Below are 17,147 nucleotides of genomic sequence, written 5' to 3'. Positions count from 1 at the left end.
TATTATATGCCAATAGAAGTGAAAAAATATGATATCATTGTTATTGGTGGTGGTGCAGGTGGATTAACTTGTGCAATTGGTGCTATTAAATTAAACAAAAAAATATTACTTATCGAACGCCGCAAGATAGGTGGAGAATGTACTTGGAGTGGATGTGTTCCGTCAAAAGCTTTTATCCAGTATAGTAAGGATAATTTAACAAATAAAGATGATATTTTTCAAAAAGTTAGAGATATCTCTGATAAAATATATACTCATGAAACTCCTGAATTACTAGAATCCTATGGTATTGATGTTGTTTTGGGTGAAGCTCAATTTCAAGATTCACATCATATCAAAGTAAATGATCAATTATTCACAGGAAAGAAAATTGTTATCACCACAGGTACTAGTCCTTTTATTCCTGAGATTAAAGGACTCAATGAATCTAATATGCTTAGTAATGATAATTTTTTCAAACAAAACTCCTTACCGAAATCTATTGTATTTGTTGGTGCAGGTGTTATTACTATGGAATTGGCTATTCCTCTAGCTCGTCTTGGCGTCAAGGTTTCTATTTTGGAAAAAGCTACGGATATCTTAGCTATCGCTGAAGAATTTATTCGTACTTCTATCAAAGAAACTCTCAAAAAATATAATATTGATCTTATTACTGATGTCACTATTGAAGAAATCATTTCTAACAATATAGAATCTACTGTACATTTTCTAGTAAACAATCAAAAACAAACTATTTCTACAGAAAAAATATTTATCGCCTCAGGGCGAGTTCCTAATATTAGAGAACTCAATTTAGAAAAAATCGGTGTTGCATACACCAAATTTGGGATTATTGTTGATGATTATCTTCGTACTTCTCAAGCTCATATATATGCCTTAGGTGATTGTGTAGGACCTTTTCGTTTTTCACATGTAGCAGGTAAACAAGGAGAATTATTTATTAGAAATTTAATACTTCCTTTTTTACCTGCAAAATATCCAAAAACAGAGTTTATTCCTTATGTAGTATTTACAGATCCTGAATATGCAAAAGTCGGTTTGTTAGAAAAAGAAGCTAGAGAACAATTTGGTGATAATATCAAAATATATGAATCATTTCAAGCGGATAGTGAAAGAGCTGTTATTTCTTTAGAAGAACAATTTTATATCAAAATAATTACTCACAAAGGATTAATCGTCGGAGCAACAGTCTTGTGTTCCAAAGCTGGAGAAATAGCAAATCTTTTACAATGGCTCTACGCATCCAAAACACCTTTTAGAAAATTTGCAACAGTTACTCAAGCGTATCCAAGCTACGGTGATTTCTTAAGAAAAATTGCTAAAAAAGCAATGATAGATGATTTGTTGTCAAATCCTATTGTAAAATTATTTAGAAAATAAAAGAAGGGTATATGATTAAGATTGTAACTGTCTGTAATTTTGGGATTGGAACTAGTATCATTCTCAAAATGTCCACAGAAAAAGCTCTCAAACAAATGAATATAGAAGGCGAAGTGCAATGTACGGATCAAACTAGTGCCAAAAGTTTGGTAGCGGATATATATCTAACTTCAAAAGCTATCGCCCAAGAATTAATATTAGAAGTTAATAAGCCTGTGATTGTCATTGAATCTTTTTTAAATATTGATGAAATTATTACAAAACTTCAAGAAGTGTTATAAATGAATATTGTATTATCTTATATAGTTAGTGTTTTTCGTCAACCGGCTCTCTTTCTTGGATTTTTTTCTATGCTTGGATTAATCTTACAAAAAAAAAGTTTTTCTGATATTGTAAAAGGAACATTAAAAACCATTATAGGTATTATAATTTTATTTAAAGGGGTAGACATTTTAATTCAAGCAATTACTCCTATAAGTAATGCTATTAATTTGATGTTTAGTCCTACAAATACAAGTACTCTTGGGGATTTTAGTATTTTCATTCAAAACAATAGTATAGATATTGGTATTGTAATGATTTCTTCCTTTTTTCTCAATGTTATTATTGCACGATTCACATCTTTCAAAGCTATCTTTCTTACAGCTAATTTAATTTTTTGGTTTGCTATGTTATTTGTTGCTCTAGGTACTGAAATGGGGATAACAAGATCTCTCACAATAATTTTGGCAGTAATCTTTACTACCTTATATCTTGTTATTCCTTCTAATTTGTTAGCACCTTATGTCAAAGAATTGACAGGTAGTGATGATTTTACAATAGGGCATACAACTTCTATATTTTGTTTTTTAGGAATTTTTATAGGATCTATTTTTGGTGATTCCAAAAAATCTGCTGAAAATATTACTTTACCAAAATATTTGATGTTTTTTACAGATACTAATTTGGCAGCTGGTTTGGTTATGTTTGTTACCTATTTAATTATTTGTATTATTGACTTAGTAACACAAGGTACTGTCGTCTCAGAAATTTTCAACACTAAAGATATTTTTATCTATAGCCTTCTTCAAGGGGTAAATTTTAGTGCTGGTACTGCGGTATTATTACTTGGTTCACGAATGATGTTAGCAGAAATAATTCCTTCTTTCAAAGGAATTAGTGATATCTTAGCACCAGAATCAAAACCTGCCCTAGATGTTCCTATGATTTTTTCTTATGGAATGAATTCTTTAGTCATAGGATTTTTAACTGCTGTTGTCTTTAGTCTTATCACTATTGTTGTCTTAGGAATGAGCAGTATGCTCCCTTATGCTATTATCCCATTGATTATTGCTTGTTATTTTGATGTAGCTCCTGGGGCTATTTTTGCTAACCAACGAGGTGGTATAATTGCAGTCATTTTAAGCTCAGCATTAGGCGGTATAGTACTGATGGTCTTCTGTGCTATTTCATTAACACTTATTGCATCTACTACAGGAACATTTATTCAAGTCTATGGAGGAAATGATTTCTCCTTATGGCTACTACTAGCTTATCCTATATTCTCACTATTCAAATAAAAATAAGGAACAATCGATGAAAAAATATCAAAATATAATTATTTTTTTAATACTCTTTGGTCTTGGAATATTTGTTCTTACAAAAACAGGAGTTGCATCTCAATTAAGTTTAGAAAATATTCCAAAACTCAAAGAACAATTTTTATCCTTAGGTTGGATAGCCTTTATTATTTATTTCTTTGCATACATTATTGTGTGTATATTTTTCCTTCCAGGGTCTCCACTTACTATTTTGGGTGGTGTCGTATTCGGGCCATTATTAGGGACTTTTTATACTGTTATTTCTGCTTCTGCTGGACTAGCTATTTCTTTTTTAATAAGTCGTTATACCTTAAGAGATCTTATGCTTGAAAAATTTGGTAAATCAGACGCTTTTATCAAAATAGACAAAGGTGTCAAAGAACAAGGTTGGCGTATTCTTGTAATAACTAGATTGATGCCAGTATTTCCTTTTAGTTTGTCTAATTATATCTATGGATTAACTGATATCAAGTTTCTAACTTATTGGATATTATCAACACTCTTTATTATTCCAGGAACAGCAGCTTATACTATGTCTGCAGGGGCTGTATTATCAGGAGAATTTTCTACTAAAAATCTTATCTATCTCGGTATTGGAGCTGTTTGTTTTGTTGGATTGAGCTTTATCCCACAATGGTTAAAAGCAAAAGATAGTAATTCTCAAGAAAAATTATAACAAAGGATATTTATATGAGATATTTAATAATTTTAGTAACACTATTTTCCTATTCTACTTTATTTTCAGCACCAAAATCAGTATATAACAAATTTTGGGATAAATCTAATGATACCAACTCGGCTCGTATCAAGCATACTGAATTTGATAAATTTCTAACAAGCTATGTAAGTAATATCAATGATATTACCCTTGTGAATTATCGCGGTGTAACATCTCAAGATAAAGCATCTTTAAATACTTATATTAATACATTAGAAAAAACACCTATTTTTACCTACTCTAAAGCAGAACAACAAGCATACTGGATTAATCTCTACAATGCTTTAACTATTCAAGTCATTTTAGATAATTACCCGCTAACTTCTATTAAAGAAGCTTACGGAGGCGTTTTCAAAACTGGGCCTTGGGATAAAAAACTCTTAACCATAGAAGGTAAAGCTGTAAGTTTGAACGATATAGAGCATACCATTTTAAGACCTATTTGGAAAGATAGCCGTGTTCACTTTTTAGTGAATTGTGCTAGTATAGCTTGTCCTAATTTGTTACAAAAAGCCATCACCCGAGATACTTATGAAGCTGTTGCTGAACAAGCCACAGTAGATTTTATAAATAATTTTAGAGCTGTTAGTTTAGAAAAAGATAAATTAGTATTAACTTCTTTATTTGATTGGTATAGCATTGACTTTGGCTCCAACACAAAAGCTATTTTGACTTATATTACAAAATATGCTAATGATCAAACAAAAGCCAAATTAAATAATTACAAAACTATCTCTTATACTTATAATTGGAATCTTAACGAAATAGACCAATAATTAAACTAAATTAAAAAAAGCTAGAAATTTTATTTCTAGCTTTTTTTTTGTTAAATCATTAAAGAATAGATAATCATAAAATAATAGGAATCAAATATCCAGCAGCTAAAGCCATGCTTAATATTACAAATAAAAAAGCAATAATTAATGGTGTTTTGAATAAAGATTTTAACAAAATTACTTCAGGCAAACTTGCTCCAGATCCTCCGATTATTAAAGCTAACATTGCTCCCATGGATACCCCTTTACTCGTTAAAATAGGCACTAAAGGTAATAAAACTGAAGCTCTGACATATAAAGGTATTCCTATCACTGTTGCTACAGGAATAGCAAAAGGATTCTTATCACCTATATATTCAGCTAAGATATTATCTGGAACATAACCATAAATTATAGCTCCTGCCCCAGCACTAATAAGTAAATGAGGGATAATATTTTTAAAATCATTTAGAGAACTTTGCCACGCACTACTCAAACGAGTAGAAGTTAGTTTAGATTCTTTAGTACTACTGCAACAACAAGGTTTCGGGGTATTTTGACTAATAATATATCGATTGAATCCTAATTGTTCCAACAAAATTCCTGATCCAATACCAAAAAATAAGGCAATACAAATATAAAAAATAGTGATATTTAATCCTAAGATCGTAACAAATAATGTGATAATGATAGGATTTAAAAGAGGTGATACAAACAAAAAAACCATTGTCGCACCAAATCCAGCTTTAGCTTTGAGAAGTCCTTTAAGCATTGGGATCGTTGAACAAGTACAAAAAGGAGTAATACTTCCTAATAAAGCTGCAAAGAAATATCCTTTTCCTTGACGAGTTCCAAGAATTTTTTGAATTTTTTCCTCTGGTAAATATTGCTGTATCAAAGATACTAAAAAATTAATAATCAAAAAAAGTACACTAATTTCTACTACAATAGTCATGAATTTTTGAAAAATTTGTACCGTATTCATTCTGATCTCCTAAATATTATTGTATAATCATTTTCAAACTCATCAACACAAAAGATAGTTCTATCTAACCAACACACACATCTTCTGCTACCAAATCAATTTCTGAAAGAAGAATAGCTATAAAGGTATATTTAGTGAGTGTGTTCTGATTTAAAGAATAGAAACTCCATTTGCCTTCTTTACGAGTATGCACTAAAGATGCTCCTATAATTTTAGACATATGTTTTGATAAATTAGATTGTGTTATTTGTAAGTTTTCAATCAATTCACAAGCACAAAGTTCTTTTTTATGAAATAATATTTTTAATATCTTTAGACGATTATAATCACTTAGACATTTTATAATTTCTATCATTTTTCTACCCCCCAAACATATAAACACATGATCATATATTCATATAATAGATGATAATTAATAAAATGTCAATAAGTACTTGTTCTTAATTTTATTAAGTTAAAAAAAGATCATATATATATGATTAACTACTATAATACAAATGAGACTACTTAAGATTCCAAATATTATTTTAGCTACTAACCCTTTAGTAAAATACAGAATAATACTACACAATAAAGGAATATAATGTATTAAATCCCAATAAGAAGTTAATCTATCATCCATAACAACAAAAATAGAACTAATAGCTCTATACCCGATCTCACAAATCAAAAACAATCTCGATACTTTTGTACCTTTGTATAGTTGAAAATAATAAGTAATATACAAAAATGCCAAAGCAAGTACAATAAAAATTTCTAATAATTTTGCTATCATTTATTTCTCCATTCAAGAATTTTATTGTACTATGAAATCATAAAAAGCGATAATTTATTAAGATAATAAATAACAAGATATGATTCACAAAGTATACTAAAAAAATAACATTACGCATATGATCTTTTTTTTGATTATTTTATATCAGACTGATTCATTAACGATTTGTAAGTTAGTCCATTAATCTTTGCTACACTAGGAGCAGCTATAAATAATGCAGCGATATACCCTGGGATCATACAAGCAGCAATAACAATAGGAGCAAATAAAAAGCCGAAAATTTCTGGTTTCATATAACCTGGAATGATATTGAGTAAGCCTCCTGGATTTCCTAAATATAGAACAACCACGGTAGAACAAGTAAATCCTATCCAAACAGCTTTTGAACCAACTTTTGTTGAGAAAATTCCTAATAAAAATACGCCAGTAATAGGTCCTCCTAATAACCCTAAGATACTATTAAAAAAAAGATATATATCACTTTGACCTCGTTTGACAAATATCATGGCTAGTAATGTTCCTCCTATTCCAATAATCCAACTAATATATTGAGCATAAATAATTTTATTATTATCGCTAAGATCTTTGTTGAAAGGAGCAATAAAATCTACTAATATACAAGTAGATGTCGAGTTAAGACTAGATGATACTGTGGATTGAGCCGCTGCAAAAATACCTGCAATAACTAAACCTGACACGCCTATTGGTAATTGATGAATCACAAAATAAGGAAGCAAGGCATTATTATTAGCTAATACAGGTGCTGGAACTCCGCTAAATTTGTAAAATAAATAGATAGAAGATCCCATACCCACAAACATAATAGTACTAACAAATAATAATGGTACTTGTAAATAAAGTATTTTTTTTGCTTCTGTAATATTTTTGGTAGAACTATATCTTTGAACTACATCCTGAGAACCAATATACTGATAAATAGAACCAAAAAATCCACCTAAAAACAAGGCCCATACAGTCGTAATATTAGGATCAAAAGAGAAATTCTCCGCTGGAAATATTTTTTTATCTGTAATTAGCGTTCCCATAGCACTCACTCCTTCGGGTACTGAGATAAATCCATATCCCATTACTAAGAGTGCAGCTCCTATTAAGACAAAAGTTTGAATAGTATCTGACCAAACCACAGCCTCAAATCCGCCAATAGTAGTGTAAATCACACATAATAATCCCATAACTGCAATTAATATTAGAGGATCTACTTGAGGCAAAACTTCAATAAATGCTAAAGTAGGAATAAAAATAACTACCCCTATTCTCATAATATGAAATAAAATAAAGATCGCACTAGCAAGAAAACGCATAGGTCTATCAAAACGAGCTTCTAAATATTCATAAGCAGTAACACAATTAATACGACGAATAAAAGGAACAAAATAATGTGCTACTAAAAATACTAATGGAAGAACGCCTAATACTCCTACGCCAGACATCCAGCCATTACGATAGACATTAGAAGTAATAGCTACATAAGAGATAGAAGATAGAGCTGTTGCATAAACACTACATGCCGCAACCCATGCTGGAATACGCTGACCACCAACAAAATAATCATTACTATTTGATCGGCGTGTTGAAAAGAAATATCCTAGACAAACTAAAAATACTAAATACCCGACAAGAATTACCACATTTAAAATATGCCATTCCATATTAATATCCTCTGATTATTTATTAACAATTATTTTTCGGTAAGTATTTTGAATAAACATTTTCTAACAGAAGTATTTCCTTTAGAGGTTCTTAGACCAGGTTTGTGAATATCTGTTGGGTAAAATATGGTTAAATCATTTTTTTTCATTAACAAAGTAGCCAAAGATTCTCCTTCAAAAATAAATAAATCTTTTGATTCATCGTAATCACCTAATTGTTTCATATACTTTTTACCAGATATCTCAATAATTTCTTCACCATCAAGAATCCATTGAATATCTATATATTTTTTATGAGATTCCCAAATAGCATCATTTTTTGAATGATACTCTTGTACCATATAAAAAAAAGAAGAATCTACTTCGTATTTACCTACTTTTTGAGCTTCTATTTGATCTTTATTTTTTAGTAGATATTCTACAGCTTTTTGTACAGTTCCTGTATAATCTTTAGCATTTAATACATCTATATATGTTTGAACCATAATTCCCCTCCTATATTTTATATATTATATCTTATAAATATCATTTGTCAATAATAACTTCTGTATCTCTTTTAATTAATTGTTATCTGAATAAATCTACAAACGCGATTGACAAATTTATTAAATCCATATACAATTATATTACTTTATAAGGAGGAATAATGAAAAAACTTATTTCTATTATAACCCCAATGTATAATGAAGAAGAAAACATTATACTTTGCTATCAACGAATTACTACTATTATGGTTAGTTTCACAGAATATAATTACGAAATTATTTTTATTAATGATGGTAGTGTAGATTCTTCTTGGGATCTCATGAAAGCTATTGCCCAAAAAGATCCTCTCTTCAAACCTATCAATTTTGCGCGTAATTTTGGTCAGCAAGTATCTACTACAGCTGGTCTTACTTTTTGTAAAGGTGAATACGCTTTTATTATAGATGGAGACTTACAACATCCACCTGAGTTATTTCCAAAAATGCTTGAAAAATGTATCCATGAGGGTTATGATTCTGTCTATGTAGAACAATATTCTAAAAAAAACATATCTTTTATAAAAAAATATACCTCAAAAATATTCTATAGTTTTTTTAATTTTTTATCAACAGTCTCTATCCCATCTAATACTAGCGATTTTCGTATTATTAATAGAAAAATGATAGATGTCTATTTGAATATGCCTGAAAAACACAAATTTATTCGAGGGCAATTTGCTTGGATGGGATTCAAACAGTGTTCTATTCCTTTAGAATTACCTATTCGAGAACATGGGAAATCGAAGTTTACTTTTATCAAAAGTTTAAATCTTGCTTTAGATGGATTGTTTTCTTTTAGTTTTGCTCCAGTCCGTTTTATCTTTTTGATTACTTTTTTGATAAGTGCATTAACAGGTTTTTTACTATTTAGCTCGATTATTTCTCTATTTTTTGGTCAAAATTATTTCATAGGATTTAGTGGTATTACTTTATTATTATTAACACTAGCCTCTCTCCTATTCTATTCTATAGGTATACTAGGAGAATATATTATTCGTATTTATATACAATCCTTAGATAGACCTGTTTTCACTATTTCCGAAAAATTAAATTATGACAAGGAGTGAAAAATGCCTTCATTAACAATAAAACGCTACCAGTATGTACTAATAGTATTAACATTTTTTATTTTTATATATTGGTTTATTCAAGGTTACTATACTACATTTTGGATAGATCCTATGAAAGAAATGATAGGTAATGTTACTCAACTCCGATTTCCTAATACCTTATGGAATCATACTATCAAAAATCAAAATCATATAAATTATTTAATGAGAGAATGGCATACAGCTCGATGGACTGCTGATATCATACCTTATATCTCTTATCAAACTATTGGTCGATTGTATCATTTTTCCACTAAAGATCCTGTAACAGCTATATACATAAGTCAAGGGTTATATGTTGCACTGTATTTTACTTTTTTAGCTTGGATTATCGCACTTTATACAAAAATAGCTTTAAAGATATCTACATATTCTTATCATTTTTTATATATTTTATTCATTTCTGGTATTTCACCCTTTATGATTACAACAATATCTCTTGATAAAAATATAAGTATAGTGTCTCATTATATATGGCCAATGACTCTTATGCTCATCGCATTGTATCCTTATTGGAAGGCCTTTTTTAACAATATATGGGATGAAAAATATATTTCGACTCTATTATCTCAAAGTATCTGGTATACTATAATTTTATTAACAGCCTTTTCATCAAATGGTATTACTATACTATATTTTTATATTCAAGCTATAATAGGATTGTATCTTTTTATTGCACATCCTCAGAAAAATATATTAGAAAAAATTAAATATTTTTTACTATCACCTCCCTCTTATGTTAAAGTGTTGTATTGTGGTGGTATATTTTGTGTTATTGCTATTTTATCAGAACGATTTTATGGTATTAATATAAAATATAATGCAGGACTTGGTCATTTCCCTTCTTTTTCTGAAAATTTAAAAAGTAGTATTTCACTACTAATTCCTTATCATTTTATTTTTTTTATATACTATTCTTATTATACTTTTATTTCTTTTCTCTCAAAACTATACAAAAAAGATCTTTATCACAACATATCTAAATTTATTATTATTACAATTTTTAGTCATTTTAGTATAACAATGTGTACACTATTAATAGGTGTAATGAGATCTGCTATATACGCTTACTTAGATCCTATGAAAATATTAACCTTATTAAATGGATTATTAATACTAAGTCAACTATTAATAAATTTTAAATCACCTTTACTATATGCCATTATTCTTATATCTACTTTTTCTAATTATTTAGAATTCATACCCCGTTATCCTAGTATTCAAAAACATCTCCAAGAATATCAGTGGTATCAAGATCTGTATTATCAAAATAAAACGCGTACAAATAAGCAAAATATAATTGTTTCTTCTTCATATTTATATTCTGAAGAAATTTTAGAAGTTATACAAGAATTCGCTAGATCTACAGAAATTATAGATCCTGAGGTTACCCTATCTCTTGAAGAAGAAAAATAAAATAAATTAAAAAAATATTGCAATAATAAAAAAACAGATTCATAATAAATACTCAACAATAAAATACTAGGAGATATTTATGAATAATAATAATCAACATTGGATTATAGCAGCACTGTACCAATTCAAAACATTAGATAATTTAGAAACTCGTAAACAAGAACTTTTAAATTTGTGTAAATATAATAATATTTTCGGAACGCTAATTATTGGTGAAGAAGGGATAAATGGTACTATTGCCGGAAATAGACAGGGTATTGATACAATTAAGGCTTTCTTACAAGCGTGGGGATTTAATGATCTAGAATACAAAGAATCTTTTTCCCCAAAAGATAAAGCAGTTTTTTATAGAATGAAAGTAAAAATAAAAAAAGAAATTGTTACTATGCGTATTGATAATATGCAACCAAACGAACACAGAGCTAATTATTTATCCCCAAGAGAATGGCATGAATTAATACAACAAGATAATGTCATTATTGTCGATACTCGTAATGATTACGAATTTCATATAGGTACCTTTCGTAATGCTATCAATCCTCAACTAATTGCCTTCAAAGATTTTCCTGAATTCTGTGAAAAACATAGAGAAGAATGGAAAGACAAAACTATAGCTATGTTTTGTACTGGTGGTATTCGTTGCGAAAAATCTACATCCTATGCAACTGTTACCAATTTAGGTAAAGAAGTCTTTCATCTAAAAGGTGGTATTTTGAAATATCTAGAAGAGATTCCTCAAGAAGAAGGTTTGTGGGATGGAGAATGTTTTGTATTCGACTATCGAGTTAGTGTCGGATATGGATTAATTCCTGGAAATTATCAGCTATGTTATACTTGCCGTATGCCCTTAACTGATGAAGAGCGTCAATTGCCTTCATACTCATATGGATTGCATTGTCACCATTGTCATGAAACTCTCTCCGAACAACAAATCAAACGCTTTTCATCTCGTCAATACCAGATGAATTTGGGTGCTTGTAGTTTTGGCCCTAATTAAACAAAAACTCCTCATATGAGGAGTTTTTTTTACCATAATATTTCTAAAGGTATATTCAGAAGAATTATTAAAATCACTAAAACTACAGATACTGTAAAAATTGCTATTCCTAAAGCCAGCATTAAAGCTATTATATACATATTATTTTCTACAAAATTAATAATTTTAAATTTTTGCAATTCTTTTTTTTTATGAATTTCATTTACATAAAAATCTGTCATTTGATGCAATATATCATCGATATTGATTTTCATATTATCCTCATATTTATTAATGATATAATTATTAAATTTATATTAAATTATTAACATCTATAATATTATTTTTAGAGACATCGGTGAGATGTTCTCTAGATATATTATTATTATTCAACATAATTTGAAATTGACCTGCAAAATTTATCCAAACAAAGGATCCGATTTTCACCTTTTCCTTACAAATAGTCTCTATATTATTTTTTATAAGAGCATTCCGGACATCTTTAGTTTTTATTTTTTCTGCTAAAAATTTTATTTTACTTTCTGTTATTACAGTAGGAATAAATTTATATTTATTATTAGTATAAGTATATGTTTTATTATGATTTAAAGGATGAATATTGTATATTTTTGAAATTTTTTCATAAGATTCTACCCAAATTTTATCATCTTTTTGAATAATAAAATCACCTTTTTTAGGAGTATATTCTTTAACAATAGAAGAATCCATTAATATTACTTCTAATTTTTCGTCAGTATCAATAATATCCCTATAATCAACAATAGAAATCTTGTAATCAGGTTTAAAATGATAGATATTAAATTGTCTTTTTTTAATAAAAAAAAGTAGTGAAGAACTCATAATAATAATTATAAAGATAATAATTATTAATATAAATAACACGAACTCTTCAAAAGTTATTTTCTTTTTTACAATTTGAAAAATATCATGCATTATATGATTTTCACTATGGATACTTGTTGAATAAATAATCTCTTGATTTTCTATAACTAAGTCATCTATTTTTGCTATTGTATCTACTTGATTGGTTAACATAGTAGCAGAATAATCCTCATAACTAATACTATTAAAATCTTTAGACATTCTTAGCTCCTTCAAAATAAATCTATTTAGATTATTAAATATCCTACTAGAGAAATCACCATCAAAATACCAACATATCCTAACAAAAATTTGAATATTATTCCAGTTATATTACTCTCTTCATCTGACGAGCCTAGTGCTGCCATCACTATCGCAACACTATGAGGTGCTAACATTTTGCCAGCAGTAGAACCACTTGCATTCATCGCAACTAACCATGCTGAAGATGTATTCAATGCTCGCCCCATCTCTGCTTGTAATGATCCCATTAATATACCTGAAGATGCAACACTACCAGTAACTAAAACACCTATAGTACCTAACAAAGGTGCAAACAAAGGATATAAAGATCCTAAATATTGAGAAAATCCTAAAGAAAGAGAATCTATCATTCCACTATGAGTCATAATTTTTGACATAGCTAAAATTGAAACTAATACTATTATCGTTTTTTGTAATTGTCCTAATGTTTTGATAAATGTTTTTCCTATTTGATTAAAAGATAATCCCTGTATTAAAGTCCCTATTATTCCAGATATTAATAACAATACACCAGCATCTGCAACCCAACGAATAATCAAATGTTTTGAACCAGGATATATTACAAATTCTGTTTTAAAAATACTTATCCATTGATTAATAATAGGAAATAAAGGACTTGTTATTAATATTAAAAATATTGCTATTAAAAATGGAATTAAAGTAATGAACGCTTCTTTTATATCAATTTTATTCTTAGTTCTTAAATGAGGATAAAAAATATTAGTAGCAAGAATACCACCACTAATATTTAGTGTCCCTGATATTATAGCGACAAGAGACGGATCTAAAGGCAGCATCATTCCTACTCCTTGTCCCAAACCTGCAAATAAAGGCACCCAAAAAACTTCTCTAACTTTTTGCCAAGAACCTGCAACAACCCAAGTAATCACAAAAGGTACAATTAAGGATGGTAGTAATAATTGCCAAGAAAGAAAACGCATAATTTCATCTAGTGGAACTCCTGAGGAATTTGCTAAAGCAACTATTCCTATTCCTACCCCACCGTAAGCAGTAGGAACACTATTTGCTAACAAGGCAACTACTCCTGATTTTAAGGGAGAAACCCCCATAACTATTAAAATACTAATAGGTAGCGCTAACCCTGAGCCAAAACCTGCAATTGATTCTAGAAAACTTTCTAAACCCCATGCAATTAGTACCACGGTAATACGACTATCATTAGAAATAGTACCTATAAGAGATTGAATTTTTTTGACAGAGCCACTTGCTACCATCAGATTAGACAAGGTAATAGAGCCTAAAATAATAATCCCTATAGGCCATAGACCATAAATAACACCTTCTAATACTGACAACGCTATTAAATTGATATTTTGTTCCCATACAAAATAAGCTAATAAAGCCGTTATAAGTAAAGTTAAAGGGGCAACAATATAAGCAGGTTTCTTAAGACCTGTTAATAAAGTAATTAAGAACAAAATCGGACCTAAAGCGTATAATGATAACATGATATTCTCCTATTGTAACTCATAATTAATCATGAGTATGATATTACATTTTACTATATATTATGATTATGTCAAATATATTACATATATTTGACAAAATTAGTTATAATAACTATATTATATAAGTATATATACGATACGGAGTGTATATTATGGATATATTTGTTTTATCAGTACTTACTTATGCAGGTTTTAGTCTTTTAATCTTATGGATACTTTTCACTATTATTTTTGTTATTGCTTATGCAATAAACATTTGGAAAATATTAGACATCGCTTGGGGATTAGGATTTGTTATCGTTGTTTTGACAGGATGGGGAATGTTTTGGGATTTTTATCCAACCCAGCATCTATGGGTTGTAGGATTGGTAAGCATATGGGGACTTCGATTGTCTATCCATCTTGGTATGCGCGGGGTAAAAAAAGAAGACACCCGCTACGAACAATTCAAAGGTTCTCGTTATAAAATACTCCAAAGTTATATTAATGTTTTTCTTAGTCAAGCATTTTTTATTTGGTTAATATGTCTTCCATTTTATTTTTATATGCCTATAGAATCTCAAATTATTAAATTACCTATAAATACTTATATCTTAACATTTGGTATAATAATATCTATTGCAGGATTGTATTGGGAATGGGTCAGTGATTTTCAGCTAAAATATTTGAAAAAACCTGGAGAATTAGTAAAACAAGGATTGTGGAAGTATTCAAGACATCCTAATTATTTTGGCGAAATATTATTTTGGTGGGGTATTTGGATAGCAACACGTGTGGCTGTTTTTAGTAATAATTCTATATCCTCTAATCTTATGATTTTTGTGAGTTTAATTTCTATTTTATCACCATTAACCATTACCTGTATTATTAATTATCTTACAGGACCTATCTTAGAAAATCAGATGAAAAAATATTTTAATTGGGAGGAGTACAAATCTACTACCCCTTATATTATACCTTACAAATTATTTAAATCTAACGCAACAAATAATAAATAAAATATTTATAATAAAAAAAAAGATCTCGTATGATACGAGATCTTTTTTATTTATTTCAAGTTATGAAAACCACATTTTAACAGCCATAATAATCATAATAACTGAAAAAGATTTTTTTAATACCATTGTAAATATAGGTGAATCTTTGAATACAGAATTTACAAGCCAAGCTCCCACAGCTGCACCTATAAACACCCCTATCCAAAGAAATACAGCTGTCTTAACATTAGCATTTCCAGCTTTATAATATTGTATTCCTGCTAAAATAGACGGAGCTATTATAAACATTAACAAAGTTGTTCCCTGTGCCATTTTTTGTGGATAATTGAATACAGATACTAATAGTGGAACTATAATAACAGCTCCTCCTATTCCAAATAAACCACTGGCCAAACCACTAACTAAACCTAAGACTAAAATAATAAAAATTTCACTCAAAATATTCTCCTTGGTAATGCATATTAATTATAATTTTCGTCTAGTTAGTATAACAAAGATTATAATAGTTAGCAAAAATAAAATACTAACTAGACAAATAACTAAAATAGATTTATAATAATATATAAATATAAGAATATATCAAAAGGAGAATATATGAAATTTTATCCTATGCAATTTTCCCCTATTTTTAAAGAAAAAGTTTGGGGAGGAAGAGCTTTAAATACAATCCTTAGTAAAAATTTACCTAAAAAAGATCAAAATTATGGTGAAAGTTGGGAAGCTTCTGCTCACAATAATGGTCTAGGTATTGTACTCAATGGTGAATTCAAAGGCAAAACTATTCCTGAATTATTGAATACTTATTCTACAGAAATATTAGGAAAAGATATCGCTGATAAATATCTCAATATATTTCCTCTCTTACTAAAATTTTTGGATATTAATGACAAATTATCTATTCAAGTCCATCCCGATGATTTCTATTCTATTCCTATAGAAAAATCTTTTGGTAAAGCCGAATGTTGGTATATAATCTCAGCAAGTGATGATGCTACCCTAATTATGGGAATGAAAGAAGGTATTACTGCTGAACAGTACTTAGAAAACGCAAATAAAAATATGTTTGATGACATGTTTGAAGAGATTTCTGTAAAAGCAGGTGATTTGGTAGTAATCAAACCAGGCATGGTACATGCTAGTTTAAAGGGATCTATTCTTATTTGTGAATTACAACAAAATTCTGATATTACTTATCGCATTTATGACTTTGATCGTTTGGAAAATGGAACAAAAAGACCTCTTCATCTTAAAAAATCAGCAGATGTTATTGATTTTCAAGCAAGAGCAGATGTGAGATCTTTTGCAAATAACCATAGTGAAATAGTAGAATTACTAGATTGGGAATATTTCACCCTAAATCGATTGACTATAAATAGCTCCATCATAAGATCAAGTATTCCTATAATGAAACTTTACTCTATTCTAAAAGGTTATTTTGTAATGACTTGTCAAAATGAAAAAATGACTCTTACTCAAGGAGATAGCTTTTTATTACCTGCAAATCTCGAAATAACTTTAGAAGGAAATGGGGAACTTCTTGAAGCTTTTCCTAAATAAAAAATAATATTTTAACAACAAAAAACTCTAGTTTGAAAACTAGAGTTTTTTAGATTTAGATTTAGATTTGTAATAATTAATGAAAATTT

General features: G+C 28.9%; 19 protein-coding genes. 10 read left to right on the top strand and 9 right to left on the bottom strand.

Annotation, left to right across the window (positions count from 1 at the left end):
• The first annotated feature begins 6 nt into the window (after positions 1-6).
• From KFW21_03845 to KFW21_03825, 5 genes are read left to right on the top strand one after another with little or no spacing between them, the layout of a single operon-like run.
• Positions 7-1,380, top strand: a complete 1,374-nt coding sequence (locus tag KFW21_03845) for an NAD(P)/FAD-dependent oxidoreductase (GenBank protein MDK2818567.1) — start codon at positions 7-9, stop codon at positions 1,378-1,380.
• A 14-nt stretch (positions 1,381-1,394) separates the two neighbouring features.
• Complete coding sequence (locus KFW21_03840) at positions 1,395-1,661, top strand: PTS sugar transporter subunit IIB (GenBank protein ID MDK2818566.1); 267 nt, start codon at positions 1,395-1,397, stop codon at positions 1,659-1,661.
• Positions 1,662-2,939, top strand: a complete 1,278-nt coding sequence (locus KFW21_03835) for a PTS ascorbate transporter subunit IIC (GenBank protein ID MDK2818565.1) — start codon at positions 1,662-1,664, stop codon at positions 2,937-2,939. It begins immediately after the preceding gene.
• 16 nt (positions 2,940-2,955) lie between these two features.
• Positions 2,956-3,636: a TVP38/TMEM64 family protein gene (locus KFW21_03830; GenBank protein MDK2818564.1), complete on the top strand. Its 681-nt coding sequence runs from the start codon at positions 2,956-2,958 to the stop codon at positions 3,634-3,636.
• Between the two features lie 14 nt (positions 3,637-3,650).
• Positions 3,651-4,454, top strand: a complete 804-nt coding sequence (locus tag KFW21_03825; GenBank protein MDK2818563.1) for a DUF547 domain-containing protein — start codon at positions 3,651-3,653, stop codon at positions 4,452-4,454.
• 73 nt (positions 4,455-4,527) lie between these two features.
• Here KFW21_03825 and KFW21_03820 read toward each other — a convergent pair whose 3' ends face one another.
• The 5 genes from KFW21_03820 to KFW21_03800 form a co-directional block, all read right to left on the bottom strand.
• Entirely contained in the window at positions 4,528-5,418 is an 891-nt protein-coding gene (locus KFW21_03820) for a permease (GenBank protein ID MDK2818562.1), read from the bottom strand.
• Between the two features lie 64 nt (positions 5,419-5,482).
• The gene (locus KFW21_03815; GenBank protein MDK2818561.1) at positions 5,483-5,773 is read right to left on the bottom strand and encodes a winged helix-turn-helix transcriptional regulator; all 291 of its coding nucleotides are present in this window, start codon (positions 5,771-5,773) and stop codon (positions 5,483-5,485) included.
• 99 nt (positions 5,774-5,872) lie between these two features.
• On the bottom strand, positions 5,873-6,193 hold the full coding sequence (locus KFW21_03810) for a hypothetical protein (protein MDK2818560.1): 321 nt from the start codon (positions 6,191-6,193) through the stop codon (positions 5,873-5,875).
• A 134-nt stretch (positions 6,194-6,327) separates the two neighbouring features.
• Positions 6,328-7,863, bottom strand: a complete 1,536-nt coding sequence (locus KFW21_03805) for a sodium:solute symporter (GenBank protein ID MDK2818559.1) — start codon at positions 7,861-7,863, stop codon at positions 6,328-6,330.
• 29 nt (positions 7,864-7,892) lie between these two features.
• Positions 7,893-8,348, bottom strand: a complete 456-nt coding sequence (locus KFW21_03800; GenBank protein ID MDK2818558.1) for a YhcH/YjgK/YiaL family protein — start codon at positions 8,346-8,348, stop codon at positions 7,893-7,895.
• Between the two features lie 161 nt (positions 8,349-8,509).
• On the opposite strand from KFW21_03800, the gene KFW21_03795 reads away from it, so the two are divergent.
• The 3 genes from KFW21_03795 to KFW21_03785 all read left to right on the top strand — a co-directional run bounded on the left by KFW21_03795 (position 8,510) and on the right by KFW21_03785 (position 11,909).
• A complete protein-coding gene (locus KFW21_03795; protein MDK2818557.1) occupies positions 8,510-9,454 on the top strand; it encodes a glycosyltransferase family 2 protein in 945 nt (314 codons plus the stop codon).
• 3 nt (positions 9,455-9,457) lie between these two features.
• A complete protein-coding gene (locus tag KFW21_03790) occupies positions 9,458-10,912 on the top strand; it encodes a hypothetical protein (GenBank protein ID MDK2818556.1) in 1,455 nt (484 codons plus the stop codon).
• Positions 10,913-10,991: 79 nt separating this feature from the next.
• Positions 10,992-11,909 (top strand): rhodanese-related sulfurtransferase, encoded by a 918-nt coding sequence (locus KFW21_03785; GenBank protein MDK2818555.1) that lies wholly within the window; start codon positions 10,992-10,994, stop codon positions 11,907-11,909.
• A gap of 29 nt (positions 11,910-11,938) precedes the next feature.
• Here the strand turns inward: KFW21_03785 and KFW21_03780 are convergent, their stop codons facing one another.
• Genes KFW21_03780 through KFW21_03770 form a run of 3 tightly spaced genes read right to left on the bottom strand, consistent with a single transcriptional unit; the run spans position 11,939 to position 14,503 of the window.
• On the bottom strand, positions 11,939-12,163 hold the full coding sequence (locus KFW21_03780) for a hypothetical protein (GenBank protein ID MDK2818554.1): 225 nt from the start codon (positions 12,161-12,163) through the stop codon (positions 11,939-11,941).
• Between the two features lie 37 nt (positions 12,164-12,200).
• A complete protein-coding gene (locus KFW21_03775) occupies positions 12,201-12,992 on the bottom strand; it encodes a hypothetical protein (protein ID MDK2818553.1) in 792 nt (263 codons plus the stop codon).
• Positions 12,993-13,018: 26 nt separating this feature from the next.
• A complete protein-coding gene (locus tag KFW21_03770) occupies positions 13,019-14,503 on the bottom strand; it encodes an L-lactate permease (protein MDK2818552.1) in 1,485 nt (494 codons plus the stop codon).
• 152 nt (positions 14,504-14,655) lie between these two features.
• Between KFW21_03770 and KFW21_03765 the strand changes: the two genes are divergently transcribed.
• Positions 14,656-15,501, top strand: a complete 846-nt coding sequence (locus KFW21_03765; protein MDK2818551.1) for a DUF1295 domain-containing protein — start codon at positions 14,656-14,658, stop codon at positions 15,499-15,501.
• Between the two features lie 60 nt (positions 15,502-15,561).
• Here KFW21_03765 and KFW21_03760 read toward each other — a convergent pair whose 3' ends face one another.
• Positions 15,562-15,939 carry a sulfite exporter TauE/SafE family protein gene (locus KFW21_03760; GenBank protein ID MDK2818550.1) on the bottom strand — a complete coding sequence of 126 codons (378 nt, stop codon included), beginning with the start codon at positions 15,937-15,939 and terminating at the stop codon, positions 15,562-15,564.
• A gap of 156 nt (positions 15,940-16,095) precedes the next feature.
• On the opposite strand from KFW21_03760, the gene KFW21_03755 reads away from it, so the two are divergent.
• Positions 16,096-17,058, top strand: a complete 963-nt coding sequence (locus KFW21_03755) for a class I mannose-6-phosphate isomerase (GenBank protein MDK2818549.1) — start codon at positions 16,096-16,098, stop codon at positions 17,056-17,058.
• Positions 17,059-17,147: the final 89 nt, after the last annotated feature.

The sequence above is a fragment of the Spirochaetota bacterium genome (assembly GCA_030154445.1).
Lineage (GTDB): Bacteria > Spirochaetota > Brevinematia > Brevinematales > Brevinemataceae > Brevinema_A.
Note: the sequence above shows the minus strand (reverse complement) of the source record. Positions and strands in the feature narration are given on the sequence as shown.